The sequence below is a fragment of the Hyphomonas sp. genome (genome assembly GCF_041398465.1).
Taxonomy (GTDB): domain Bacteria; phylum Pseudomonadota; class Alphaproteobacteria; order Caulobacterales; family Hyphomonadaceae; genus Hyphomonas.
In genome coordinates, this window is the sequence record NZ_JAWKUS010000001.1 from 188,208 (window position 1) to 211,753 (window position 23,546).

Here is a 23,546-nt window from a genome sequence, read left to right on the forward strand (position 1 = left end):
GACCGTGGAGCCAACTATATTGCATGCACTCTCGCCCCCCAACCGAAGCGCGTGCCGTTGTCATAGTGAGGCGACACGGTCTGTAGTCGACCCGCCCTGCGGGCTCTGAGCGCCCACCGCGTCTCGTCCTACTTTTACAATCAGTGTTTCCTCCCAGCACGAAAGGAATTTCGTATGCCGCGCTTTGCTGCAGGCGTCGTCCGCTTCCAGAATAATGTCTACCCTGACAAACAGGATCTTTTTGAAGAGCTCAGCAAGGGCCAGTCCCCTGAGGCGCTTTTCATTGCCTGTTCCGACTCCCGTGTCGAAACGGCCATGATCACCCAGACCGAGCCAGGTGAATTGTTCATCTGCCGCAATGCAGGGAACATTGTCCCACCGCATACGGAAAATACCGGCGGCATGACCGCATCGATCGAATACGCCGTTGCCGTGCTGAAAGTCCCGCACATCGTGGTCTGCGGCCACACCGAATGCGGCGCCATGAAAGGCGCGATGAATCCGGAAGGTCTCGGCGGCCTGCCGCACGTCGCAAAATGGCTCGGCTACTCCAAGGCTGCCGTGGATGTTGTCGACAGCATCGCTGAAGACGACGCCTCCCCGGAAGACCGCATGAAGATGCTGATCGAGCAGAACGTCCTGCTCCAGCTTCAGCACCTGCGGACCCATCCGGCCGTCGCCGCCGCCCTCGCCAAGGGCGAGACCGAGCTTCATGGCTGGGTCTACGACATCAAGACCGGCGAAGTCGAAGCCTGGGACGAGGCCGAAGGCAAATTCATCACCATCGACTCCCGTTACGCCGCCCAGATCCGCGAACTCGCGGGCGAACATACCTGCGCGGCGTGAAGCGGGTCCAGAACGAACGGATCTAAATCATGTCTTCCTCCCAGACAGCTGTGCCCGGCGGGCGCAGCCCCTTCTTCGATCTCTCGAACCTGAGAGGCGACCTGTTCGGCGGCTTGACCGCCGGCATCGTCGCCCTGCCGCTGGCGCTTGCCTTCGGTGAAGCCTCTGGCGCCGGCCCCATCGCCGGCCTCTGGGGCGCCATTTTCGTTGGCTTCTTCGCCGCCATCTTCGGCGGCACCGGCTCGCAGGTCTCCGGCCCGACCGGCCCGATGGTCGTCGTCTTCGCCGGTCTCTATGCGGCGCTTGGCGGCAACCCGACGCTGGTCTTCGCGGCTGTCGTGCTGGCGGGTATCCTCCAGATCGGCTTCGGCGTGCTGAAGTTCGGCCAGTATGTGAAACTGGTCCCCTATCCGGTGATCTCCGGCTTCATGAGCGGCATCGGCGTCATCATCATCGCGCTTCAGCTCTCGCGCCTCTTCGGGCACGAGCCTGACGGCGGCGGCACGATCCCGGCCTTCACCGCCGTGCCCGGCGCGGTGATGGACCCGAACCTGATCGCCGTCGGCATTGCCGCGCTGACCCTGTTCATCGTCTTCACCTGGCCAAAAAAGTTCGCCGCTTACGTCCCCGGTCCGCTCGCGGCACTGGTGGTGGGCACGCTGGTCAGCCTCGTCATTCCGGGCGCGCCCGTGCTGGGCGACATCCCGACCGGCCTGCCGGCATTCGTCTTGCCGAGCTTCAGCACGGACACCGCGCTCGTGGTGCTCGAAGCCGCCTTCATCCTGGCGGTGCTCGGCTCCATCGACAGCCTGCTGACCTCGCTCGTCGCAGACAACATGACCCGGACGCGTCACGACTCCGACAAGGAGCTGATCGGCCAGGGCATCGGTAACACGATCGCCGGCATGTTCGGCGCCATCCCGGGTGCCGGCGCCACGATGCGGACGGTGATCAACATCCGCTCCGGGGGGCGTACACGGATCTCGGGCGCCACCCATGCGCTCGTGCTGCTGGCCATCGTGCTCAGCCTCGGCCCGCTTGCCTCGCAGATCCCGCACGCCGTTCTGGCCGGTATCCTCGTGAAGGTCGGCTTCGACACGATCGACATGTCCTACATCAAGCGTGCCCACAAAGGCCCGCGCTGGGACCTGGCCCTGATGGTGCTCGTCCTTGGCCTGACGGTCTTCGTTGACCTGATCACGGCTGTGGCAGTCGGTGTGGTCCTCGCCGCGCTCGCCTTCATCAAGAAGCTGGCCGACGACCAGATCGCCTCCGTGCAGCACGACGCCCCGCCCCAGTCCAGCGAGGAGGAAGTGACCCTTCTCTCCCGCTGCGGCGGCCGGGTGATGCTGTTCGACTTCGGCGGCCCGCTCAGCTTCGGCGCAGCGGCTGACCTTGGCCACCATGTCCGCAGCCGGGCTGGCGACAAGGTCGAGATCATCGTGCTGGACTTTGCCCGCGTACCCTTCATCGACGTCTCCGCCGTTCGCGCGGTCGAGACGATCATCGAAGACGCTCATGATGCCGGCAAGGAAGTCTACTTCACCGGCATGAGCCCGGACGTCGAGGCGATCCTCCACCGCTTCGCCGCCGACCAGGTGCCGGGCACCGAGGACAAACGATTCGGCCAGCGCCGCGACGCCCTGAACGCGGCCCTGTCCCGACTAAACGAGAAGCCGACCCCCGTACCGGCCGAATAACAGGAGATACCCCCCGTTCCTGAACTCAGTTCCCCGCGCCACCCTCTCTCCAGGCGCGGGGATTTTTTTGCCCGGAATCCCCTGAAATTCCCCTTTGCTTCCCCCCTTCCCTAAGGATGCCGCAATTCCTATCTATACCCGAGCGCGATGAAACTCATGCGCATTCCGGTACAAGACGTCGCCGCCAGTCGGGGCTAAAAGGCACCGGACATTCCAAATTGGAACCATCGCCGGTTTCACGGGACAGGTTCCGGAAGGAGGATTTGAAAAGATGGCAAACAAGATTTCTGCCAGTACGAGTATGACTCTGAGCCCCGAGCAGGGCCTCAGCCGTTATCTCACCGAAATTCGCAAATTCCCCATGCTCGAGAAGAACGAAGAGTTCATGCTGGCCCGGCGCTGGCGCGAGCAGGAGGACACCGACGCCGCCGAGAAGATGGTGACATCCCACCTGCGCCTCGTGGCCAAGATCGCCATGGGCTATCGCGGCTATGGCCTGCCGATGGCCGAAGTCATCTCCGAGGGCAATGTCGGCCTGATGCAGGCCGTGAAGAAATTCGACCCGGACAAGGGCTTCCGCCTGGCGACCTATGCCATGTGGTGGATCCGCGCCGCGATCCAGGAATACATCCTTCGTTCGTGGAGCCTGGTGAAGCTCGGCACGACGGCCGCCCAGAAGAAGCTGTTCTTCAATTTGCGCCGCCTGAAGGGCGAGATGCAGGCGCTGGAGGAAGGCGACCTGAAGCCGGAACAGGCCAAGCTGATCGCCGAGAAGCTGAACGTCACCGAAAGCGAAGTCTATTCGATGAACGGGCGCATGTCCGGCTCCGATGCCTCGCTGAACGTGCCGATGGGCACCGATGGCGACATGGAATGGCAGGACTGGCTGGCTGATGACGAGCCGGGCCAGGCCGAGGAATTTGCCAACCAGCAGGAATTCGATGCCCGGATGAACCTGCTCAGCGCGGCCATGGAAGACCTGAACGAACGCGAGCGTCACATCCTGACCGAGCGCCGCCTGACGGACGACCCGAAAACGCTGGAAGAGCTGTCGGAAGAGTACAATGTCTCCCGCGAGCGCATCCGCCAGATCGAGGTTCGTGCTTTCGAGAAACTGCAAAAAGCCATGAAGCGCATGGCCAAGGAACAAGGCCTGCCGGCGGGGAATTAATCCCCGCCGCTGGCGCTTTCCACCACGCTCTTCACCGCCTCTTCCACATCCTCGTCCTCAAGGATGTCCGTCGGGTCGATGCCCAGCACGACGGAGAGGATGAGCGCGCCCACGGCCACCATGAATACAATGATCGCCACCAGCCCGCCGCCAATGCCGAGCGTGCGGGCAAGGTAGTTCGTGATTTCCTCATAGCGGAACACGCCCACAGCCGCGACGACGAAGCCGCCGATCTTGGCGGCATATTCGATCTGGCTGGGATAGGAGCGCAAATGGAAGAAGACGAGCAGCAGCGTCCACACGCCGAACCCGAGCGCGATCAAAGGCGCAACGATTGTGTAGGCACTGGCCGAGCCTGACCCGGTCAGCAGCGCCATGGTCTGCAGGTAGGCTGCATTCAGCAGCGGCCAGATCAGCATCACAGAGCCGCCGAGCGCCAGGCCAAAGGAGATGCCGGACGGCGTCGCCCCGTGCAGCCGCTCAAGCCCCTTGCGATACTGCACCAGGAGGATGCCGATACCGAGCAGGACCAGAAGGAAGAAGATCTTCACCGGCATCACCCAGGCATGTACCGCGCCGGTCGCCGACGGCGCCTTCGCCGCCATCCTGTTCAGGCGCTGGCGAAATTCCGCCTTGGCCGTGCAGCAGTCGCGCACGGACATGCGCTCTCCTGCCGGGAAGCAGAGCAGCGCCGCATCCGCCGCCACCGAATAACGCAGCCATTCACGGTCGCACTGGGCCTGGTATTCGCCGAGACCGCGGTCGACGCCTGACAGAATGCGCATGCGCGCCAGCACTTCCTTCACCGGCGCAATTGGCGGCGTCCCATCCGCCCCGGGAACGCCTTTGTCGGCGGACAGGGCCTTGGGTGAAATCTCGTAGACCGACCGGGCGCCCGAGGAGGTAAACGCATCTGAAATGACCCAAGCGCCGATCAGGGCGACCAGCAGACTGGCGCCCAGTACGATGCGCCCGTATTTCAGCTGGTCGCGCCACATGGCATCGACCAGCAGCACGGCCGGCTGCCAGAAAGACACCAGCGCCAGCAGGCCCGCGATGGGGAAGAAGATAAAGTTCTGGGAATCGAGGGACGCCAGCCGCAACGCCAGACCGGATGGTCCGAACTCGGCCAGCAGCACGCCTGTCTCAGCCAGGAACGCAAGGTAGAGAAATGTGAAGAGGATGGTGACTGCCACACGGCTCGCCAGGTGCGTTTTCGACATGTACGGCTTCCCCTTCCGCATCCTGTGTTACCTTACTCCTACCGCAATATTCAGCGCAAACAACACATTGCGTTGCCGCCTCACCCTTCCCGAATTCCGGAACCGGCGAAGCTTAGGAATCCGGCGATTGATCGGGATGCGTGGAGCGGGCATGGGAAACACCCATGCCCGTTCTTCATGTTTCAGACCCTGCCGATCCGCGCCTCGCCGCCTATACCTCCATCCGGGAGAAGGACCTGACGTCCGGCCATGGCGGCCGGTTCATCGTCGAAGGGAAGGTCACGCTGGAGACGCTGCTGACGCGCTCGCGTTTCGCCGTTGAGAGTCTGTTCCTGGCTGAGTCCCGGCAGGCGCCGCTGGCAGGGCTGCTGGAAAAGGTGCCGGCCGATGTGCCTATCTACACTGCCCCTCAAGAAGTGATCGACCAGGTGGCTGGCTTCCCCATGCACCGGGGCGTTCTGGCCTGCGGGCTGAAGGGCGACATTCCCCAACCAGGGGAATTTCTTGCTGCCCGCTCGCCTGCCTCGCCCCTGCTTCTGCTGTCCGACATTTCGAACCACGACAATACCGGCGCCTGCTTCCGCAATGCGGCAGCCTTCGGTGCGGGCGGCGTGCTGCTGGACGAGCGCTGCTGCGATCCGCTCTACCGGAAGGCCATTCGTGTCTCGTCGGGCGCGAGCCTGTTCCTGCCCTATGCCCAAGGCGGGACGGGCGTGGACATGGTAAATGCCGTCTTGAACGCGGGCTATACGGTCTGGGCCATGACACCGCGGGCCGAGGCCGCGCCGATGCAATCCCTGCCCGTGCCGGACAAGCTTGCCATCCTGCTCGGCGCGGAGGGGCCGGGCCTGCCGGACGCGCTGATTGCGGCGGCCACACCGGTGCGCATCCCCATGTCTGCTGGCTTCGACAGCATCAATGTCGCGACCGCCGGGGCGATCGCGCTGGCACATGTGTTCGGCAGAAAGAGCTGAGCCCCAACAAGAAAACGCCCTCCCCGGTTATGCCGGGAAGGGCGAATGGGGGACCCCCTGGTGTGATAGAGCCGCCCCGAGAGAGCCTTAGAATACGCGTGGGCGTTCCGCCTTGTCGAGATGGAGACCGCACTCGGTCTTGTTCTGGCCTGCCCAGCGGCCGGAGCGCGGGTCCATCGGGTCCGACGCCGGGCGCGTGCACGGCCAGCAGCCAATGGATGGATAGCCCTGATCGACCAGCGGGTGGCGTGGCAGGTCACGCTGCTTCATGAACAGGTCGACGTCATCGGCCGTCCAGCCTGCCATCGGGTTTACCTTGTAGCGGCCGGCAGCGAATTCGAAGACCGGCAGCTTCATGCGCTCGCCGCCATGGAAGCGCTTGCGGCCGGTGATCCAGGCATTGAAGCCTTCCAGCGCCGGCTCCAGCGGACGCACCTTGCGCAGCGCGCAGCAGGCATCGGAATCCGTCTTCCAGAGCTTGTTGTCCGGATCGAGGATCTTGCGCTCGGTCTCGCTCGGCGGAATGGAGCGCACGCCGGTCAGGCCGAGGCGCTCGATCACCTCGTCGCGATAGTCCAGCGTCTGCGGGAAGTGCATGCCCGTATCGAGGAAGATCACCGGCAGGCTCGGATCGACATCGGCGATGAGGGCCAGCATGGCGATGCTTTCTGCCCCGAAGCTCGACACATAGGTCAGCTGTTCGGGCCATTCGCGGATCATGGCGACGCGCAGGATCGTCTGGGCGGAGGCTTCGCGCAGCTCGCCGTTCAGGCGGGCGAGACGTGCTTCCGTCGACTCAAGCTGGCGGGCTTTGATGTCGCCATAGGGCATGGGCTCAGTTTCCGTGTCTTGCGTGGAACACCGGGACCCGGCCATCGGCGGCGGGCTGGTAGGTGTCCCGGAATTCGTTCAGGGCTTCCAGAACACTAGGTAGTTCAGCGCGGGCGGTCTCGTAAGCGTCGAAGCCTGAACGGTTCATGTAGAAAATCTGATCGCGCAGCACGTGTCCCACCGCACGCAGCTCGCCTGTATAGCCATGACGGCGGCGGAGCAGCTGCGCCTGCGAATAGCCCCGGCCATCGACATATCTGGGGAACGAGATCTCAACCAGTTGAATCCATTCAAGAAATGGCTCCAACAGCTCCGGATCGTCTTCCGGAACGAGGCGTACACCAACCGGCGCGTTGCGACCGGCAAGGTTTTCGGCCAATTCCAGAAAACGGGCCAGCGGCAGGGTCACAGCCTGGCCAGGCTTTAGATCTTCTTCACCATCCTGCCCGGCAAACAGCCAGACATTCTCGATTTCTGCACCATCCTTAAGCAGTGGCATAGAGGGCCTCCTTGAACGGCTCTGCGCCCACGCGCTCCAGCGTGTCGATGAACAGCTCCCCGGGTGTGGTGCGCAGCGACATGTAGGTGTCGACGATCCGTTTCACGGCGCCCGGCACGTCCTCCCCTTTCAGGGCAGGCCCGGCAATGGAACCGATGGCCGCCTTCTCGTCGGCCCGGCCGCCGAGGCTGATCTGGTAGAACTCCTCACCTTTCCGGTCGACACCGAGAATGCCGATATGGCCGACATGGTGATGCCCGCAGGCATTGATGCAGCCGGAAATATTGATGTGCAGCCGTCCGATCTCGCGCTGGTATTTCGGATCGGCAAAGACTTCCTGCACCGCCTGCCCGATCGGGATCGAGCGCGCATTGGCGAGGTTGCAGTAGTCGAGGCCAGGACAGACAATCAGGTCGGTGATCAGGCTCTCGTTCGGCGTGGCGAGCCCGGCGGCATCCAGCGTCTGCCAGATCGCGTAGAGATGCTTCACCGGCACATGCGGCAAGACAAGGTTCTGTGCATGGGAGACGCGAATGTCGTCATAGGCATAGCGCTCGGCCAGGCCCGCGACGATCTCCATCTGAAGATCGGTCGCATCGCCCGCAACGCCGCCGACGGGTTTCAGGCTGACCGTGACCGAGGCATGGCCCGCCTGCTTGTGCGGATGGAGGTTCACCTCCGCCCACAAGGCAAAGTCCGGCTCGGCGGCTTTGGCCGCCTCGAACGCCGCTGTGCCGTCTTCCGTATCAAAGGCCGGCGGGGCGAAATAGGCATGGATACGGTCGATCTCCGCCTGCGGCAGGTCGATCTTCTCGTGCGGGCGCTGGGCGGCATACTCCGCCTCCACCTGACGGGTGAACTCTTCCGGGCCAAGTTCCTGCACGAGAATCTTGATCCGTGCCTTGTACTTGTTATCCCGGCGGCCATAGCGGTTATAGACCCGCATGATGGCTTCGAGATAATCCAGAAGCTCCGTCTCCGGAACAAAATCGTTGACCAGCGCAGCCAGCAGCGGCGTGCGCCCCTGCCCCCCGCCGGCATAAACTTCGAAGCCAACCTCATCGCCGCGCTTCACGATGCGCAGGCCGATGTCGTGCACGGCAATCGCTGCCCGATCTTCTGCGGCTGCCGTCACGGCGAACTTGAATTTACGCGGCAGGAAGGCGAATTCCGGATGGAAGGTGCTCCACTGGCGGATGATCTCGCACCAGGGGCGCGGATCCATCACTTCGTCAGCGGCGGCGCCGGCGAAATGGTCGGAGGTCACGTTGCGGATACAGTTGCCGGAGGTCTGGATGGCGTGCATCTCGACCTCGGCCAGCTCGCTCAGCGCATCCGGAATATCCTTCAGCGCCACCCAATTGTACTGGATGTTCTGCCGCGTGGTGAAATGGCCGTAGCCCCGGTCATATTTGGCGGAGACTTCCGCCAGGCGGCGCAGCTTCGCGCCGTTCAGCTGGCCATACGGAATCGCGACGCGCAGCATGTAGGCGTGCAGCTGCAGGTACACGCCATTCTGCAGGCGCAGTGGCTTGAACTCGTCCTCCAGCAATTCGCCGGAGAGGCGCCGGTTCACCTGCCCGCGAAACTGTTCCACCCGTTCTTTCACAAGGCGGGCATCGAATTCATCGTAACGGTACATCTTTAGTAACTCCGTATCCGCGCTTTGCGCGTCACATGAGACAGGCTCAGGGCTGTCATGCTGCAATCTCTCTGGCGTGGGGGATGCCGAGCGCCGCTTCGGTGCGGCTGACCCAGCGCTCAACCGCCGGGAACTCGGAAAGATCGAAGCCGCCCTCATGGGCGAGGCGCGTATAGGCAACCAGCGCGATGTCTGCGAGCGTCATCGCGTCACCGACAATCCAGTCGGTGAAGGTCAGCTGCATCTCCATCACGCCGAGGGCCCGGCGGCCCTTGGCCATCAGGTTCGGGTCGATCTCGTCATCGGGTTTTTTCAGGTAGTGCTTTTGGAACCGGCGCACGGCGATGGCCGTCTCGTGGGAGTATTGCTCCCAGAACAGCCAGCTCATCATTTTCGCGCGCTTGAAACTGTCCGCCGGGATGAGGTCGCTGCCAGCCTCTTCGGCGATGTAGAGCATGATCGCGTTCGATTGCGGCAGGGTGCGTCCGTCCGGCCAGCGGGCGACAGGCACCTGCCCCACCGGGTTCACGGCCAGGAAGTCTTCCGTCTGCGTACCACCCTTCAGGATATCGACTTCGACCCAGTCGAAAGGGATACCCAGATAATCGGCCGTCCATTTCGGCTTCAGGCAATTGCCGGAAATGGAGTCGCCGTAAAGCGTCAGCCTTGTGATCTCGCGCGTTGGCATCAGGCATAGGCTCCATAGGCCACGGTCGGGCCGGTGGCGCGGATGGTTTCACGAATGGTCTCGCGCCCGGTGATCCGGCCGGTGTCCGTCACTTCCATGAAGTAAGGGTCGGTGACCTTGCCTTCCTGTTTGAAGGCTTCGGCAAGGCGCGCCTCGGCAATCTCGCCTGTAAAGGCAGCGGCCTTGCTGACATCGTCAGACCATGTGCCGACCTCCGTCATCCAGACAGACTTGCCGGTAGCGGTTTCCCAGGCGGTGATGGCCTTTGGCGTTTCAGGCTTCAGTTTGGGGCGGACGGACGTCATGCGGAGACAACCTTCTCGGTGGGGATGGACACTTCGGTGGAAACACTGGCGGCAATGGAACCGGCACGCAGGCCCGCCACTTCGCCGATGATCAGCAGCGCCGGGCCCTTGATGCCATGAGCCTCGATCAGCTGGGGCAGCTCTTCGAGCATGCCATAGGCGCGGACTTCATTTTCACGTGTGCCGTTCTCGATCACGGCGACCGGTGTCTGCGGTGCCCGGCCGGCTTCGATCAGCTTCTCGGCAATCGAGGCGGCCGTGCCGACGCCCATATAGACGCTGACCGTCTGTCCGCGCTTGGCGAGCGATGCCCAGTCGAGGTCCGGCACGCCGCCGGCCTTGGCATGGCCGGTCACGAAAGTAACAGCCTGCGCATGGTCGCGGTGGGTCAGCGGGATGCCGGCGCTTGCCGCACATCCGAGGGCGGAGGAAATCCCCGGCACGACGAAGGCCGAAATGCCTGCGGCCTCGACCGCGTCCAGCTCTTCCCCGCCCCGGCCGAAGATGAACGGGTCGCCGCCTTTGAGGCGCACGACGCGCTTGCCCTCGCGGGCGGACTGGATCAGCAATTCGTGGATCTGGTCCTGCGGGACGGAATGGTTGCCCTTCGCCTTGCCCACGGAGACGCGCTCCGCGTCGCGACGGATGAGGGAGAGGATCCCATCCGAGACGAGACGGTCGTAATAGACGATGTCCGCCTCCTGGATAAGACGAAGGGCTTTCAGGGTCAGGAGTTCCGGATCGCCGGGGCCGGCGCCGACGATGTGCACGACGCCCTGCTCTGCGGGCGCGGCGAGTTCGGCGCGCATCGCGGCTTCGGCGCCGGTCAGGTCTCCGGCATAGGCGAGTTCGGCGGCGCGGCCGGTCAGCGTGCGCTCCCAGAATTTCCGGCGGGCGGCAAAGTCCGGCAGCGCGGCCTTCACCGTCTCGCGCAGGCGCCCGGCCAGCGCGGCAAGGTCACCGATACGAGCGGGCAGCAGCGCTTCCAGTTTGGTGCGGATGGATTTTGCCAGCACAGGCGCAGTGCCGTTGGAGCCGATCGCGGCCACGATATCGCCGCGGTCCAGGATGGACGGCACGGTGAAATCGCAAAGCTCCGGCCGGTCGACCACATTCAGCGGCACGCGGGCGGCACGGATGACGGCGATGGCCTCCGGATTGTGCTCGGCGACGATGGCGAGGCGGGCGGTCTCCAGCGCGTGCGGCAGGTCGGCCATGGTCATGGCGGTCACCCTCGAAGAGGCCTCATGATCATGCGCTGGTCCGGCATGATCCGATATGATCACGGGCAAGGCCCCCGCAGACACGAACAGGCGCAGCTTGCGCAGGGCTTCCTCGCCGTTGCCGACGATGACGACCCGCTGGTCCTGCAAATTAAAGAACGCTGGAAACTGGCGCATGCGCACAGAGCCCCTATTTAGCAAAGCTGATCAACACGCTGCCAAAATGGCTCTTGACGGGAGAGACACAACTGGCAACCCCTACAGCGATGCTTTAGAGAAACTATTTATGGCCGAACCCACTGACCGTTTGCCCCCGCTGAACGCCCTTCGTGCCTTCGAAGCAGCAGCACGGCGCCTGTCATTCACGCAGGCAGCCGATGAACTAAATGTGACCCCGGGGGCGATCTCACAGCAGATCCGCCAGCTGGAAGACTATGCCGGAACGCCGCTGTTCAAGCGGACCGGCCGTTCAGTTTTGCTCACAGATGCCGCGCAGGCTAGCCTGCCGCTGGTGCGTGAGGCCTTCGAGAGAATTTCTGAAGCCGGCCGCATCATGCAATCGCCTGCCCGCAAAGGCCGGGTCATGGTCTCCTGTGCCCCCAGCTTCGCGGCCAAATGGCTGGCCCCCCGTCTCGACAAATTCCACCAGCTGCACGGCGGAATCGAGGCCTGGATCAGCGCCGATACCGGCCTGACGGACTTCACCACCGCCGATGCCGACTTCGCCATCCGCTATGGCCGGGGCAGCTATGACGGACTGAAATCGGAAAAGCTGCTCGATGAGACCGTGCTTCCGGTCTGTTCGCCCGCCATGCTTGCCGGGCCGGACGCGATCCGCCGCCCGGAGGACCTGAAGAACCACACGCTGCTGCACGATGAGAGCACCGAGGTTGACCCCTCCTGCCCCGACTGGGCCAGCTGGCTGCGCGCGCGCAAGGTGGAAGGCGTCGACGCCAGCCGGGGCCCGCGCTTCAACCAGGCCATTCTCGTGATCGAGGCCGCTGCTGCCGGGCGCGGCGTGGCCCTCGCCAAGCAGGCTATCGCGGCCTCTGACCTTGCCTCCGGACGCCTCGTTGCGCCGTTCGCAGACGGGTCGACGAGCATCGATTTCGGCTACTGGCTGGTCTGGCCCAAAGGCCGCCACCTCAGCCCGGATGTCCGGGAATTCATCAAATGGATCAAGGCAGAAGCCGCCCAGACGGAAGTCGTCGGCGTCTGACCTAAAGCGCAGCGTCGAGCAGCAGATAGGCCGCGAGACGCGGGCTGGCATTGCGGCTGGTCCGCTGGGTCTGTTCCAGTGCGTTCAGCGCGTCGTCCTGCTCCATCTCGACAAAGTTCGCGGCAAGCTCGCGCAGGTCATCGTCATTACGCAGGCGCTGGGTAATGCGCTCAACCTGACGGCCGGCCTGTTCCAGGATCGCCGCCTTGCGCTGCTGCTCACCTTTGCGGGCCGCCTCGGCGATCTTGCGCTTCATTTTCGGCTTGAACGTCTCTGGCAGCTGGATGCCGGACGACTGCAGCCTCGAGATCAACCGGTCAGCCACTTCCTCGCGGTCGCGCGGCAGAGGATCGTCGCGGCTCATGTCGGAAATGATATCGCGCCAGCCCATCTCACCGGCCGGGTCCGCCTTTGCGCCCGGCTGCGTCACGACAGGCGGCGGCTCTGACGCCGTCGGAGCTGGTGTTTGCACTCCGCTGACCCCGGCCCCGGTTTGCGGAACGTCCGTCGCGCGGCGCATCGGGTGCGGCGGCGCTGCGGGCTCATCCTTCACATCGTCGAACCTGCGGCGCAGCGTGACCGGGTTCGGATCCTTCGGATCAACAGATTTGCCAAGCTCCAGCGGCACATCCTTCACCTCAGGTTCCGGCCCCTTGTCCATTGCCTCGTCCCGGTCGGTCGAAGCGAGCAGGTCCGCGGCGGCATCGAACAGGTCTTCGTCAGGATCATTGGCGCGGAGCGGCGGCGCGGGACGCTTCGGGGCCTCGTCCTTGAGCGAATGTCCATTGGTGATCGAATGGCCGTTCGTATGGCTCTTGCCATTCATGCCGCCATTCACATGGCCATTGCTAGACGCAGCAGGCGTTGAAGCGGGGGCAGTTTGCGGCCGCGGAGGCGGTGTCTCTGTCGGCGCCGGCTTCTCCGTGGCAGGCTGAGACAAGGCCTGCTGGATGACGGGCGGCGGGTCTGCCGACGGCTTCGGCTTCTGGCCTTCCAGCACAGCCGTGCGGTCGATACGGGCAACTTCGGCGCGGGCAGCGAACTCGGTGCTGCGCAGTGACGCGGCGGTTTCCTGACCGGCCTGACGCAGACGCGCCAGCGCCTGGGCCGCTTCTTCAGCGGCAGCGCGGGTCGACTGGTTGATCTCGTTATTGGCCTGGCGGGCGCCTTCAATGGCTGAGGACACGGCATCCTTCAGCGCATCGCCAGTGGTCATGGCAGCGGCCGCAGCGATCTCCCCTGCCCGGACGGCTGTATCGACCGTGCGGCGGGACTGGTCGAGCTTTTCCTCGATCCGGCTGATCGCGAAGGTCAGGGTCTCGGTCCGGGCACCGGCTTCGCGGGCAAGGTTATCCAGGTCGACCAGGCGAGCCGCCAGCGCTTCGCTGGCCGAGCGCATGGCTTCGAGCTGATTGTCCAGCAATTCATCGGCCTGAGAGATTTCAGATGTTGCTGAGCGCGCTGCCTCGACCATGGCTTCGGCCTGGCGCGGGATCGCGTCATTCATCTGGTTGAGCTGGCTGCGCAGGTCACGGGCAAGGCCTTCGAGCGCCTGGCGTTCGGCGGAAAGGCGTTCTGTCAGGTCGCGCGCATTGTCGGCGCTGGCATAGGCAACGGATTCAAGGCGCATGCGCTCGTCGCCGATCTCGCCGGACATGGCCTTCATCGCCGTCAGGGCATGCGCCATGGCATGGTCGATTTCGGCAGCCGCCTGCTTCATCTGTTCGGCAAAGGTGATGCCCTCGGTGCCAGCCTCGCGGGCGGGCGCCATCAGTCGGGTCGCAGCAGACATGACAAGCGCGTTCGCAGCGCTCGCCCGGCGGTTGGTCCGGCCCATATAGCCCGCCATGACCAGCAGCAGCGCCGGTACGGCAATGCCCATCGCCCCGCCTGCCAGAATAAACGGGTTCAGCGCCATCAGCGCCGGGACACCATAAAAGCCAAGGATCACACCGGCGGCCGCACCGATCCACATGGAAGCGGCGACGAATCCGCCCACGACCATCCAGCTGCCACCAGTTTGTGCCAGCTCGAAATATTCCGATGCCTCTTGCCTGGCCAGCAAATCCCGGCCAGAGGGCCGAGCTTCGGGATTTTCGCTCATACCACCCTTATACCGCGTCAAAGCCTCTGGCGCGAGACCAGAATGCTTAACAGCAGCGGGCCGGTCGCCAGATCGTTAGTTGATGGAATGGCCGAAAAACAAGGCGCTTTGAGGGCCAGCGTCGGACATATCCGAATTTTCATCCGGAGCATAATCTATGCCAAGCCATGCCAGCATGCCGGCGATGACCAGATTCCGGATCAAGATAATGATAGCCACAACGGCCCCCATGACGTCAGAAATATTCGGATTGGAAGCAATTTTGCCTCACCTCACGGGTGTATAACGCTGAAACCTTTCACCGACAAACCATAAATGATCACATTTTCACCCCGTTAACTTCGTTACAAAGCGGGTTGTGTCATATTTCCTGCAGCTGCCGGAGATTGCCCCATGTCGTCCACTCTCGCCCTGCTTGACCGCGACCACCTCAATACCATGACCGGCGGCGACAAGGATCTCGCCCTGGAAGTAATCGACATTTTTCGCGAGCAGACCGGGCTCTGGATGCGCCTGATGGATCCGAAAGCCGAACCGAGACAGTGGGCCGATGCGGCCCATACGCTGAAAGGCGCCTGCCTCTCGCTCGGCGCGTTGCGCCTCGCCAGTTATTGCGAGCAGGCCGAAAAGGCCGGGCGTTCAGACACGCCGCCAAGCGTCACGGCCGCAGCTGTCCTGCTTGGCGATGTGCGCGATTGCCTGACGGCCACGATGGAAGAAGTGGCGAAAGCCGCTCACGAATTGGCAGGCAAAGGCGCGCTCAGAGCGTCGTAGCTTTCAAACTCATAAGCGATGCAGCGGTCGATCAGCGTCCGCCAGACCGGCTCTGCAATGGCCGGTGACAGGCCTGCTGCCTCGCAGGCCGCCTTCACTTTTGCCACCACATCCTCGATCCGGGCGCGGTCGTGCACGATGTTGCGGTCGCCCTTGATGCGGGCGGCGGCATCCATGAACGACTGGCGTTCGGCCAGGATTTCCACCAGCAGACGGTCGATCCGGTCCACCTCATAGCGGACATCGGCCATGGTCTCTGCGGATTCCGCCGTGCGGCGGCGCGGGTCGGAAGTGTAGGTCGTCATGCGGCCTCTCAGGTCTGATCGCCCTGCCCTATATGGGCTTTGCGCTGGCCGCAAGCAAAGGCGCTGAGAAGCCGCAGTCCGTCACTGTGATTTGTCGTCCGGAACCGGTCAGCTGCTCTGGGCTTCCAGTTTGTCCTGCGTTTTCGTGTCGAAATCGCTGGCATCGTGACGCTCGCGCAGCTGGCTGGACGGCTCGCCATACGTCCGGTTCACCATGCGCCCGCGCTGCACGCCTTTGCGCTGCGCCAGCTGGTCGGTCCAGCGGATCAGGTTCGTGTATTCGTGCACGGACAGGAATTCGCCCGCCTCATACAGGATCCCTTTCGCCATCGCACCATACCAGGGCCAGATCGCCATGTCGGCGATGGAGTATTCATCGCCCGCCATGTACTCATTGTCCTTGAGGTGACGGTCCAGCACGTCCAACTGGCGCTTCACTTCCATGGCGTAGCGATTGATCGGGTATTCATACTTCTCGGGCGCATAGGCATAGAAGTGGCCGAAGCCGCCGCCGAGGAACGGCGCAGAGCCCATCTGCCAGAACAGCCAGTTGAACGCCTCGGCGCGCTTGTGCGGATCTTTCGGCAGGAAGGCATCGAACTTCTCGGCAAGATAAACCAGCATGGAGCCGGACTCGAACAGGCGGGTCGGCGGATTGGTGGAATGATCCATCAGCGCCGGGATCTTCGAATTCGGGTTGATGTCGACGAAACCGGAACCGAACTGGGCCCCTTCCCCGATATTGATCAGCCACGCATCATACTCGGCATCCTTGTGGCCTGCCTCCAGCAGTTCCTCGAACATGATCGTGACTTTGACGCCATTCGGCGTACCGAGGGAGTAGAGCTGGAAAGGATGTTTGCCGACCGGCAATTCCTTCTCGTGCGTCGGCCCGGCGATCGGGCGGTTGATCGCGGCGAAGCGGCCGCCGCTGGCCTTGTCCCAGGTCCAGACTTTCGGCGGCGTATAAGTGGGATCGGTCATGGCGTTCCTTCCTGCGTTTTGCTGCAGCTTAAGCTGTGGCGCGCGCTGCGCAATGCAAGGGTGCGCGTGATCAGGCCCGCTCAACCTATCGTGAAGTCCGCCTGAAACGAAAAAAGCCCTCCCGGCGCGGGAGGGCTTTGAATTTCGATAGCCGCCTGACGGATCAGACTTCCAGCAGCATGCGCTCCGGATCTTCCAGCGCTTCCTTGACGCGGACGAGGAAGGTCACCGCTTCCTTGCCATCGACGATGCGGTGGTCATAGGAGAGCGCCAGATACATCATCGGGCGGATCTTGATCTCGCCGTTCACAACGACCGGGCGCTGTTCGATGCGGTGCATGCCCAGCACGCCGGATTGCGGCGGGTTGAGGATCGGCGTCGACATCAGCGAGCCATAGATGCCGCCGTTCGAGATGGTGAAGGTGCCGCCCTGCATGTCGCCGATGGTCAGTTCCCCATCGCGGGCCTTGCGGCCAAGCTCGGCAATCGCTTTCTCGATGCCGGCAAGCGACATGTCGTCGGAATCGCGCACGACCGGCACGACGAGGCCCTTGTCGGTGCCGACAGCCACGCCGATGTCGTAGAAATTCTTGTAGATGATGTCCTGGCCATCGATCTCGGCATTGACCGCCGGGACTTCCTTCAGCGCATTGACGCAGGCCTTCACGAAGAAGCTCATGAAGCCCAGCTTGATGCCGTGCTTGGCGACGAAGCTGTCCTGATGCTTTTTACGCAGGTCCATGATGGCGCCCATGTCGACGTCGTTGAACGTCGTCAGCATGGCGGCCGTGTCCTGGGCCTCTTTCAGGCGGCGCGCGATGGTCTGGCGCAGGCGGGTCATCCGCACACGTTCTTCACGTGGGCCGGTTTCGCGCGGGGCGCTCGGGGCCGGCGCAGCTGCCGGGGCTTTCGGTGCATTCACATATGCCATTGCATCAGCCTTTGTGGCGCGGCCATCACGGCCCGTGCCTGGAATGTTCTGAGGATCAACCCCGGCCTCTGCCGAGATGCGGCGGACCGACGGAGACACCGGACGGTCGCCCGATGCCGCTGCGGGTGCGGCGGCTTTTGGCGCCGGTGCAGCTGCGGCAGGCGCAGTGGAAGCACCCGCAGACGCGCTGATCCGTCCGATCACGGAGCCCGGCGTCACGGACGTGCCTTCGGACACGGTCCATTCGGCGATCACGCCATCGGCTGGGGCCGGAACTTCGAGCGCCACCTTGTCGGTTTCGATTTCGGCGATGGTTTCGTCCTTCTTCACCGCTTCGCCCGGCTTCTTGAGGAAGGTCGACAGCGTGCCTTCGGCGACGCTTTCGCCCATCACAGGCACAACGATGTCAGTGGAGCCGCCGCCGGACGCCGCCGGCGCAGCAGCAGGCTTTGCCTCTTCCTTGGCAGGCGCCGCAGCAGGTGCGGACTTCGCACCGCCTGCCCCGCCTTCGAGACGGCCAAGCAGGGCACCGATTTCAACCGTGTCGCCCGGCTGCGCGAGGATTTCGCCCAGCACGCCGTCTTCGGTGGCGGACACTTCGACGGAAACCTTGTCGGTCTCAAGCTCCACGAGCACGTCGTCTTTCTTCACAGCATCGCCCTTGGCTTTCAGCCACTGGCCAACCGTGGCCTCGGTGATGCTTTCGCCAAGCGTAGGGACTGTAATGTCGGTCATGAGATGATCCGTATGCGTTTTTATGTTTCTGAAAGTCAGGGCGAAACGATGCGGTCATCGACCGGATCGGGTGACAGGGCTGTCGTGACGAGGGCGTTCTGCTCTGCATTGTGCTTCGACAGGAGGCCGGTGGCCGTGGCTGCCGAAGGCGCGCGGCCTGCATAGCGCGGACGCGGGATCTTGGCACCGATCTGAGCGGCACACCATTCGATCTCGTCGCGGATAAAGGTCCAGCCGCCCATATTGCGCGGCTCTTCCTGGCACCAGACGAATTCAGCCTGCTTGAAGCGGGACATTTCCTTCATCATGGACTTGCGCGGCACCGGATAGAACTGTTCGATCCGCATCAGGTAGACATCATCGATGCCCATCTCCTCGCGCTTCTCGAACAGGTCGTAATAGACCTTGCCCGAGCACAGCACGACGCGGCGGATCTTGTTGTCCTTGGCCAGCTTGATCTTGCCTTCACGGCCTTCGGTCTCCGCATCGTCCCACAGGACGCGGTGGAAGCTCGTCTTGGAGCCCATGTCGTCCAGCGAAGACGTCGCCAGCTTGTGACGCAGAAGCGATTTCGGCGTCATGATGATCAGGGGCTTGCGGAAGTCACGGTGGATCTGGCGGCGCAGCGCGTGGAAATAGTTCGCCGGCGTCGTCAGGTTGCAGACCTGCATATTGTCTTCGGCGCACATCTGCAGGTAGCGCTCAAGGCGGGCGGAAGAGTGTTCCGGACCCTGACCTTCATAACCATGCGGCAGCAGGACCACGAGGCCCGACATCCGCAGCCATTTGCGCTCGGCCGACGAGATGAACTGGTCGAAGAAGACCTGCGCGCCGTTCGCGAAGTCGCCGAACTGGGCTTCCCACAGGGTCAGCGTGTTCGGGTCGGCCAGCGAGTAGCCGTATTCGTAACCGAGCACCGCCTCTTCCGAGAGCAGCGAGTCGATCACTTCATAATGGGCCTGGCCGTCGCGGATATTGTTGAGCGGTGTGTATTTCTCGCCGGTCGTCTGGTCGACGATGTGGCTGTGGCGCTGCGAGAAGGTGCCGCGACCGCAATCCTGACCGGAGAGGCGCACCGGGAAGCCTTCATCCACCAGCGTCGCAAAAGCGAGATGCTCGGCCGTTGCCCAGTCGAGCCCCTGCCCCTTCGAGATCGTCTGGGCACGGTTGTCGATAACGCGGGCGAGCGTGCGGTGGATGTCGACACCTTCGGGCACGGTCGTGATGGACTGGCCAATCGAAAGGAGCCGCTTCTTGGCAACGCCGGTCTTGCCGCGGCGCTCGTCGTCGTGCGGCAGGCCAAGGCCTTTCCACTCACCGTCCAGCCAGTCGGCCTTCTTCGCCTTAAAGCCCTTGCCGGCCTCGAATTCGCGATCGAGATAGGTTTCGAAATCGGCGACCTGCTGTTCGACCTGCTCCGCCGTCAGAAGACCTTCGGCCACGAGGCGTTGGCCGTAGATCTCGCGCGTCGACACGTGATCCTTGATCTTCTTGTACATCACCGGCTGGGTGAACATGGGCTCGTCGCCCTCATTGTGACCGAAGCGCCGGTAGCAGAACATGTCGATGACAACGTCCTTGTGGAACTTCTGCCGGTATTCGGTCGCCACCTTGGCGGCATAGGTCACCGCTTCCGGATCGTCGCCATTGACGTGGAAGATCGGCGCCTGGACCATCAGCGCCACATCCGACGGGTACGGAGAAGAGCGCGAATAGATCGGGCTGGTCGTAAAGCCGATCTGGTTGTTCACGATGAAGTGGATCGTGCCGCCGGTGCGGTAGCCCTGAAGGCCCGACAATGCGAAACATTCGGACACAACGCCCTGCCCCGCAAAGGCCGCATCGCCGTGCAGCAGCAGCGGCAACACGATGGAGCGATCCAGCGTGCCGGTCTCGCGGTGGCTCATCTCCTGCTTGGAGCGCGACTTGCCGAGCACGACCGGGTCGACCGCTTCAAGGTGCGACGGGTTGGCGTTCATCGACAGGTGAACCTTGTTGCCGTCGAATTCGCGGTCGGACGAGGCACCGAGGTGGTATTTCACATCGCCGGAGCCGAACGCATCGGCGCCTTGCGTGTTACCGCCCTGGAATTCGTGGAAGATCTGCTCGTAGGGCTTGCCCATCACGGCAGCCAGCATGTTGAGGCGACCGCGGTGCGGCATGCCGACCACGATTTCCTTCACGCCGAGCGCGCCGCCGCGCTTGATGATCTGCTCCAGCGCCGGCACGGCCGCTTCGCCGCCATCAAGGCCGAAACGCTTGGTGCCCGGATAACGCTTGTGCAGGAAGCGCTCGAAGGTTTCCGCTTCGATCAGCTTGGCGAGGATCGCCTTCTTGCCCTGCTCGGTGAACGCAACGCCCTTGTCCGGGCCCTCGATCCGTTCCTGCAGCCAGGATTTTTCTTCCGGGTCGGAGATGTGCATGAACTCGATGCCGATGGTCGAGCAGTAGGTCCGCTGCAGGATCTCCAGCATTTCCGGGATCGTCGCCGTTTCGAGGCCGAGATAGCCGTCGATGAAGATGCGGCGGTCCATGTCTTCCGGACCGAAGCCATAGGTGGCGGGATCGAGTTCAGGCTGGGCGTCCGGCGTTTCGAGGCGCAGCGGGTCAAGCTGGGCCGCCAGGTGGCCGCGCATACGGAAGGCACGGATCATCATGATCGCGTGGATCGAATCCTTCACCGCACGGTGCACGTCCGCTTCGGAGGCGGCCGGCTGGGCACCCTTGATCTTCTTTTCGAGCTTTGGCTCCAGCAGCGGCCAGTTGCCGTCAAAGGCGGCAACCTGCTCGTCCATCGCCGGCCGGGGCCAGTCGCTGCGCTTCCAGGTCGCGCCTTCGGCATTGCGCTCTGCGCTCAATGTGTCGTCGCCAAGATCAGCGAAGAAGGCCCGCCAGCTCTCCGGAACAGAGCTGGGGTTCTTCGCATAGGCCGCCTGCATCTGCTCGATCCACTGGGCCGAGCCGCCATACAGGAAGGCTGTGTCCAGAAGGGCCGAATTGCCCTTGCTGCGCGAACCATTCATCGGGCTGCCGTCGTCTGCCATTTCCGTGTCGTCCTCTGGGACATTTCCGTTCCCGACTATTTAGGAACGGAATGGTTTCCCGGTACCTACCGGGTGCATATGTGAGGACGGCCTGGGCGGGGTCAGATCCTGGCCACGCCAAGAGCTGGCCCGCCACGGGCCGTCCTGGCTCAATTTATCAGGGCTTTCTAGCCCTTCAGTACCTCGACCATGGTCGTACCGAGGCGTGCCGGCGACGGCGAGACACGGATGCCTGCTGCTTCCATTGCAGCAATCTTGCTCTCCGCATCGCCTTTGCCGCCCGACACGATGGCACCGGCATGGCCCATCGTCCGGCCCGGAGGCGCGGTACGGCCCGCGATGAAGCCGACCATCGGCTTCTTGCGGCCCTTCTTGGCTTCGTCGATCAGGAACTGCGCGGCTTCTTCTTCCGCGCTGCCGCCGATCTCACCAATCATGATGATGGACTCGGTTTCGTCATCGGCAAGGTACATTTCGAGAATGTCGATAAATTCCGTGCCTTTGACCGGGTCGCCGCCGATTCCGACAGCAGATGTCTGTCCGAGGCCCACCTGAGTGGTCTGGAACACGGCTTCATAGGTCAGCGTGCCCGAACGTGAGACGACGCCGACAGAGCCCTTCTTGAAGATGGAGCCCGGCATGATGCCGATCTTGCACTCGTTGGCGGTGATAAGGCCCGGGCAGTTCGGACCGATCAGGCGCGACTTGGATTTTTCCAGTTTCGCCTTCACGCGCACCATGTCGAGCACCGGAACGCCTTCCGTGATGCAGACGATCAGCGGGATTTCAGCATCGATGGCTTCTTCGATGGCAGCCGCAGCGCCGGCCGGCGGCACGTAGACCACGGAGGCGTCAGCGCCCGTACGCTCCTTGCCTTCGGCGACGGAGGCGAAGATCGGCAGTTCCTGGCCGTTGTCGGCCTTCCACATTTCGCCGCCCTTCTTCGGGTGGATACCACCCACCATCTGGGTGCCGAAATAGGCCAGCGCCTGGTTGGTGTGGAACGAACCGGTGTTGCCGGTCATGCCCTGAGTGAGGATCTTGGTATTCTTGTCGATGAGAATGGACATGTCTGGTCTCAGGCGCCTTTAACTGCGTTCACGATTTTCTGGGCGGCATCGTCGAGGTCGTCGGCCGAAATGACATTCAGGCCGCTTTCTGCGATGATTTTCTTGCCGAGTTCCACGTTCGTGCCCTCAAGGCGCACGACCAGCGGAACCGCCAGATTGGTTTCTTTCACGGCTGCGATCACGCCTTCGGCGATCACGTCGCACTTCATGATGCCGCCGAAGATGTTCACGAGGATGCCCTTCACGTTCGGGTCCTTCATGATGATCTTGAAGGCTGCTGCCACCTTCTCCTTGCCGGCGCCGCCGCCGACGTCACAGAAGTTGGCCGGCTCTTCGCCGTACAGCTTGATGATGTCCATCGTCGCCATGGCGAGGCCTGCGCCGTTGACCATGCAGCCGATGGTGCCGTCGAGGGCGATGTAGGCGAGGTCCCATTCGGAGGCCTCGATTTCCTTTTCGTCTTCCTCGGTCTTGTCACGGAGGTCGACGATGTCCGGGTGGCGGAACAGGGCGTTGCCGTCGAAGGAGACCTTGGCGTCGAGGACGCGCAGGTGGCCGTCTTCCATGACGATCAGCGGGTTCACTTCGAGGAGGCTCATGTCCTTCTCGGTGAACGCCTTGTAGAGGATCGGGAACAGTTTCTTGCCGTCTTCAGCCGCCGCGCCTTCCAGCTTCAGCGCGTCATTCAGCTTGGCAATGTCCGCATCGGTGACGCCGGTTTCCGGGTCGATGCTGAGGGTCAGGATTTTCTCCGGCGTGTCGTGGGCCACCTGTTCGATGTCCATGCCGCCTTCGGTGGAGACCATGAAGGCGACGCGCGAGGTGGAGCGGTCAACCAGCATGGAGAGGTAGAGTTCGCGGTCAATGTCGGCGCCGTCTTCGATATAGAGGCGGTTGACCTGCTTGCCGGCTGCGCCGGTCTGGGCGGTGACGAGGTGCTTGCCGAGCATCTGCTTGGCGAAAGTCATCACGTCTTCTTTGCTGAATGCGAGGCGGACACCGCCTTTTTCGCCGGCTTCCGGCTCCACGAATTTGCCCTTGCCGCGGCCGCCCGCGTGGATCTGCGATTTAACGACCCAGAGCGGTCCGGGAAGTGTGTCGACAGCTTTCTGGACATCGTCCAGAGACAGGACGGGTACACCGTCCGCGACCGGCGCGCCGAAAGATTTCAGCACGGCTTTGGCCTGGTATTCGTGGATGTTCATTCTGCTCTTGCCTTGTTTGCCTGGTCCGCCCCGGCAGGGTCACTGCCCCAGCGTGGTGGGCCGCTATATAACA

20 protein-coding genes are annotated in these 23,546 nt (G+C 63.1%); 6 read left to right on the forward strand and 14 right to left on the reverse strand.

Annotated features, from left to right (window positions below):
- The first annotated feature begins 174 nt into the window (after nt 1–174).
- The 3 genes from R3C98_RS00900 to rpoH all read left to right on the forward strand — a co-directional run bounded on the left by R3C98_RS00900 (nt 175) and on the right by rpoH (nt 3,717).
- Nucleotides 175–846 carry a carbonic anhydrase gene (locus tag R3C98_RS00900; RefSeq protein WP_371312228.1) on the forward strand — a complete coding sequence of 224 codons (672 nt, stop codon included), beginning with the start codon at nt 175–177 and terminating at the stop codon, nt 844–846.
- Nucleotides 847–875: 29 nt separating this feature from the next.
- Nucleotides 876–2,546 carry a SulP family inorganic anion transporter gene (locus R3C98_RS00905; protein ID WP_371312229.1) on the forward strand — a complete coding sequence of 557 codons (1,671 nt, stop codon included), beginning with the start codon at nt 876–878 and terminating at the stop codon, nt 2,544–2,546.
- Nucleotides 2,547–2,817: 271 nt separating this feature from the next.
- The gene (rpoH, locus tag R3C98_RS00910) at nt 2,818–3,717 is read left to right on the forward strand and encodes an RNA polymerase sigma factor RpoH (protein WP_371312230.1); all 900 of its coding nucleotides are present in this window, start codon (nt 2,818–2,820) and stop codon (nt 3,715–3,717) included.
- On the opposite strand, the gene R3C98_RS00915 is transcribed toward rpoH, so the two are convergent.
- Complete coding sequence (locus R3C98_RS00915; RefSeq protein WP_371312231.1) at nt 3,714–4,940, reverse strand: hypothetical protein; 1,227 nt, start codon at nt 4,938–4,940, stop codon at nt 3,714–3,716. The genes rpoH and R3C98_RS00915 overlap by 4 nt on opposite strands.
- Nucleotides 4,941–5,104: 164 nt before the next feature.
- Between R3C98_RS00915 and R3C98_RS00920 the strand changes: the two genes are divergently transcribed.
- Nucleotides 5,105–5,914: a TrmH family RNA methyltransferase gene (locus R3C98_RS00920; protein WP_371312232.1), complete on the forward strand. Its 810-nt coding sequence runs from the start codon at nt 5,105–5,107 to the stop codon at nt 5,912–5,914.
- An 87-nt stretch (nt 5,915–6,001) separates the two neighbouring features.
- Here the strand turns inward: R3C98_RS00920 and R3C98_RS00925 are convergent, their stop codons facing one another.
- The 6 genes from R3C98_RS00925 to cysG are packed head-to-tail and all read right to left on the reverse strand — an operon-like array spanning nt 6,002 to nt 11,279.
- Nucleotides 6,002–6,745, reverse strand: a complete 744-nt coding sequence (locus tag R3C98_RS00925) for a phosphoadenylyl-sulfate reductase (protein ID WP_371312233.1) — start codon at nt 6,743–6,745, stop codon at nt 6,002–6,004.
- Nucleotides 6,746–6,749: 4 nt separating this feature from the next.
- Nucleotides 6,750–7,244, reverse strand: coding sequence for a DUF934 domain-containing protein (locus R3C98_RS00930; RefSeq protein WP_371312234.1), 495 nt, complete (start codon nt 7,242–7,244; stop codon nt 6,750–6,752).
- Complete coding sequence (locus R3C98_RS00935) at nt 7,231–8,886, reverse strand: nitrite/sulfite reductase (protein ID WP_371312235.1); 1,656 nt, start codon at nt 8,884–8,886, stop codon at nt 7,231–7,233. Before R3C98_RS00935 ends, R3C98_RS00930 begins: the two co-directional genes overlap by 14 nt.
- A 55-nt stretch (nt 8,887–8,941) precedes the next feature.
- Nucleotides 8,942–9,574 carry a glutathione S-transferase family protein gene (locus R3C98_RS00940; RefSeq protein ID WP_371312236.1) on the reverse strand — a complete coding sequence of 211 codons (633 nt, stop codon included), beginning with the start codon at nt 9,572–9,574 and terminating at the stop codon, nt 8,942–8,944.
- On the reverse strand, nt 9,574–9,879 hold the full coding sequence (locus R3C98_RS00945; protein ID WP_371312237.1) for a DUF2849 domain-containing protein: 306 nt from the start codon (nt 9,877–9,879) through the stop codon (nt 9,574–9,576). Before R3C98_RS00945 ends, R3C98_RS00940 begins: the two co-directional genes overlap by 1 nt.
- Nucleotides 9,876–11,279, reverse strand: a complete 1,404-nt coding sequence (gene cysG / locus R3C98_RS00950) for a siroheme synthase CysG (protein ID WP_371312238.1) — start codon at nt 11,277–11,279, stop codon at nt 9,876–9,878. The genes R3C98_RS00945 and cysG overlap by 4 nt, the downstream gene beginning before the upstream one ends.
- A 109-nt stretch (nt 11,280–11,388) precedes the next feature.
- Here cysG and gcvA point away from each other — a divergent pair, with 109 nt between their 5' ends.
- Nucleotides 11,389–12,321, forward strand: a complete 933-nt coding sequence (gcvA, locus tag R3C98_RS00955) for a transcriptional regulator GcvA (RefSeq protein ID WP_371312239.1) — start codon at nt 11,389–11,391, stop codon at nt 12,319–12,321.
- Nucleotide 12,322: 1 nt separating this feature from the next.
- Here the strand turns inward: gcvA and R3C98_RS00960 are convergent, their stop codons facing one another.
- Nucleotides 12,323–14,425, reverse strand: coding sequence for a hypothetical protein (locus R3C98_RS00960; RefSeq protein ID WP_371312240.1), 2,103 nt, complete (start codon nt 14,423–14,425; stop codon nt 12,323–12,325).
- Between the two features lie 393 nt (nt 14,426–14,818).
- On the opposite strand from R3C98_RS00960, the gene R3C98_RS00965 reads away from it, so the two are divergent.
- Entirely contained in the window at nt 14,819–15,199 is a 381-nt protein-coding gene (locus R3C98_RS00965; RefSeq protein WP_371312241.1) for an Hpt domain-containing protein, read from the forward strand.
- Here R3C98_RS00965 and R3C98_RS00970 read toward each other — a convergent pair.
- The 6 genes from R3C98_RS00970 to sucC all read right to left on the reverse strand — a co-directional run bounded on the left by R3C98_RS00970 (nt 15,160) and on the right by sucC (nt 23,473).
- Nucleotides 15,160–15,504 (reverse strand): chorismate mutase, encoded by a 345-nt coding sequence (locus R3C98_RS00970; protein ID WP_371312242.1) that lies wholly within the window; start codon nt 15,502–15,504, stop codon nt 15,160–15,162. The genes R3C98_RS00965 and R3C98_RS00970 overlap by 40 nt on opposite strands.
- A 108-nt stretch (nt 15,505–15,612) precedes the next feature.
- Nucleotides 15,613–16,488: a glutathione-dependent disulfide-bond oxidoreductase gene (gene yghU, locus R3C98_RS00975; protein ID WP_371312243.1), complete on the reverse strand. Its 876-nt coding sequence runs from the start codon at nt 16,486–16,488 to the stop codon at nt 15,613–15,615.
- A 163-nt stretch (nt 16,489–16,651) separates the two neighbouring features.
- Nucleotides 16,652–18,154: a 2-oxoglutarate dehydrogenase complex dihydrolipoyllysine-residue succinyltransferase gene (odhB, locus tag R3C98_RS00980; RefSeq protein ID WP_371312244.1), complete on the reverse strand. Its 1,503-nt coding sequence runs from the start codon at nt 18,152–18,154 to the stop codon at nt 16,652–16,654.
- 35 nt (nt 18,155–18,189) lie between these two features.
- On the reverse strand, nt 18,190–21,198 hold the full coding sequence (locus R3C98_RS00985) for a 2-oxoglutarate dehydrogenase E1 component (RefSeq protein WP_371312245.1): 3,009 nt from the start codon (nt 21,196–21,198) through the stop codon (nt 18,190–18,192).
- Between the two features lie 167 nt (nt 21,199–21,365).
- On the reverse strand, nt 21,366–22,268 hold the full coding sequence (gene sucD / locus R3C98_RS00990) for a succinate--CoA ligase subunit alpha (RefSeq protein ID WP_371312247.1): 903 nt from the start codon (nt 22,266–22,268) through the stop codon (nt 21,366–21,368).
- Nucleotides 22,269–22,276: 8 nt separating this feature from the next.
- A complete protein-coding gene (gene sucC / locus R3C98_RS00995) occupies nt 22,277–23,473 on the reverse strand; it encodes an ADP-forming succinate--CoA ligase subunit beta (protein ID WP_371312248.1) in 1,197 nt (398 codons plus the stop codon).
- Between the last annotated feature and the right edge of the window lie 73 nt (nt 23,474–23,546).

What these genes read in the sequence shown, in the direction of transcription:
- R3C98_RS00900 (WP_371312228.1), top strand. Translation starts at nt 175, where the DNA reads ATGCCGCGCTTTGCTGCAGGCGTCGTCCGCTTCCAGAATAATGTCTAC.
- R3C98_RS00905 (WP_371312229.1), top strand. Translation starts at nt 876, where the DNA reads ATGTCTTCCTCCCAGACAGCTGTGCCCGGCGGGCGCAGCCCCTTCTTC.
- rpoH (WP_371312230.1), top strand. Translation starts at nt 2,818, where the DNA reads ATGGCAAACAAGATTTCTGCCAGTACGAGTATGACTCTGAGCCCCGAG.
- R3C98_RS00915 (WP_371312231.1), bottom strand. Translation starts at nt 4,940, where the DNA reads ATGTCGAAAACGCACCTGGCGAGCCGTGTGGCAGTCACCATCCTCTTC.
- R3C98_RS00920 (WP_371312232.1), top strand. Translation starts at nt 5,105, where the DNA reads ATGCCCGTTCTTCATGTTTCAGACCCTGCCGATCCGCGCCTCGCCGCC.
- R3C98_RS00925 (WP_371312233.1), bottom strand. Translation starts at nt 6,745, where the DNA reads ATGCCCTATGGCGACATCAAAGCCCGCCAGCTTGAGTCGACGGAAGCA.
- R3C98_RS00930 (WP_371312234.1), bottom strand. Translation starts at nt 7,244, where the DNA reads ATGCCACTGCTTAAGGATGGTGCAGAAATCGAGAATGTCTGGCTGTTT.
- R3C98_RS00935 (WP_371312235.1), bottom strand. Translation starts at nt 8,886, where the DNA reads ATGTACCGTTACGATGAATTCGATGCCCGCCTTGTGAAAGAACGGGTG.
- R3C98_RS00940 (WP_371312236.1), bottom strand. Translation starts at nt 9,574, where the DNA reads ATGCCAACGCGCGAGATCACAAGGCTGACGCTTTACGGCGACTCCATT.
- R3C98_RS00945 (WP_371312237.1), bottom strand. Translation starts at nt 9,879, where the DNA reads ATGACGTCCGTCCGCCCCAAACTGAAGCCTGAAACGCCAAAGGCCATC.
- cysG (WP_371312238.1), bottom strand. Translation starts at nt 11,279, where the DNA reads ATGCGCCAGTTTCCAGCGTTCTTTAATTTGCAGGACCAGCGGGTCGTC.
- gcvA (WP_371312239.1), top strand. Translation starts at nt 11,389, where the DNA reads ATGGCCGAACCCACTGACCGTTTGCCCCCGCTGAACGCCCTTCGTGCC.
- R3C98_RS00960 (WP_371312240.1), bottom strand. Translation starts at nt 14,425, where the DNA reads ATGAGCGAAAATCCCGAAGCTCGGCCCTCTGGCCGGGATTTGCTGGCC.
- R3C98_RS00965 (WP_371312241.1), top strand. Translation starts at nt 14,819, where the DNA reads ATGTCGTCCACTCTCGCCCTGCTTGACCGCGACCACCTCAATACCATG.
- R3C98_RS00970 (WP_371312242.1), bottom strand. Translation starts at nt 15,504, where the DNA reads ATGACGACCTACACTTCCGACCCGCGCCGCCGCACGGCGGAATCCGCA.
- yghU (WP_371312243.1), bottom strand. Translation starts at nt 16,488, where the DNA reads ATGACCGATCCCACTTATACGCCGCCGAAAGTCTGGACCTGGGACAAG.
- odhB (WP_371312244.1), bottom strand. Translation starts at nt 18,154, where the DNA reads ATGACCGACATTACAGTCCCTACGCTTGGCGAAAGCATCACCGAGGCC.
- R3C98_RS00985 (WP_371312245.1), bottom strand. Translation starts at nt 21,198, where the DNA reads ATGGCAGACGACGGCAGCCCGATGAATGGTTCGCGCAGCAAGGGCAAT.
- sucD (WP_371312247.1), bottom strand. Translation starts at nt 22,268, where the DNA reads ATGTCCATTCTCATCGACAAGAATACCAAGATCCTCACTCAGGGCATG.
- sucC (WP_371312248.1), bottom strand. Translation starts at nt 23,473, where the DNA reads ATGAACATCCACGAATACCAGGCCAAAGCCGTGCTGAAATCTTTCGGC.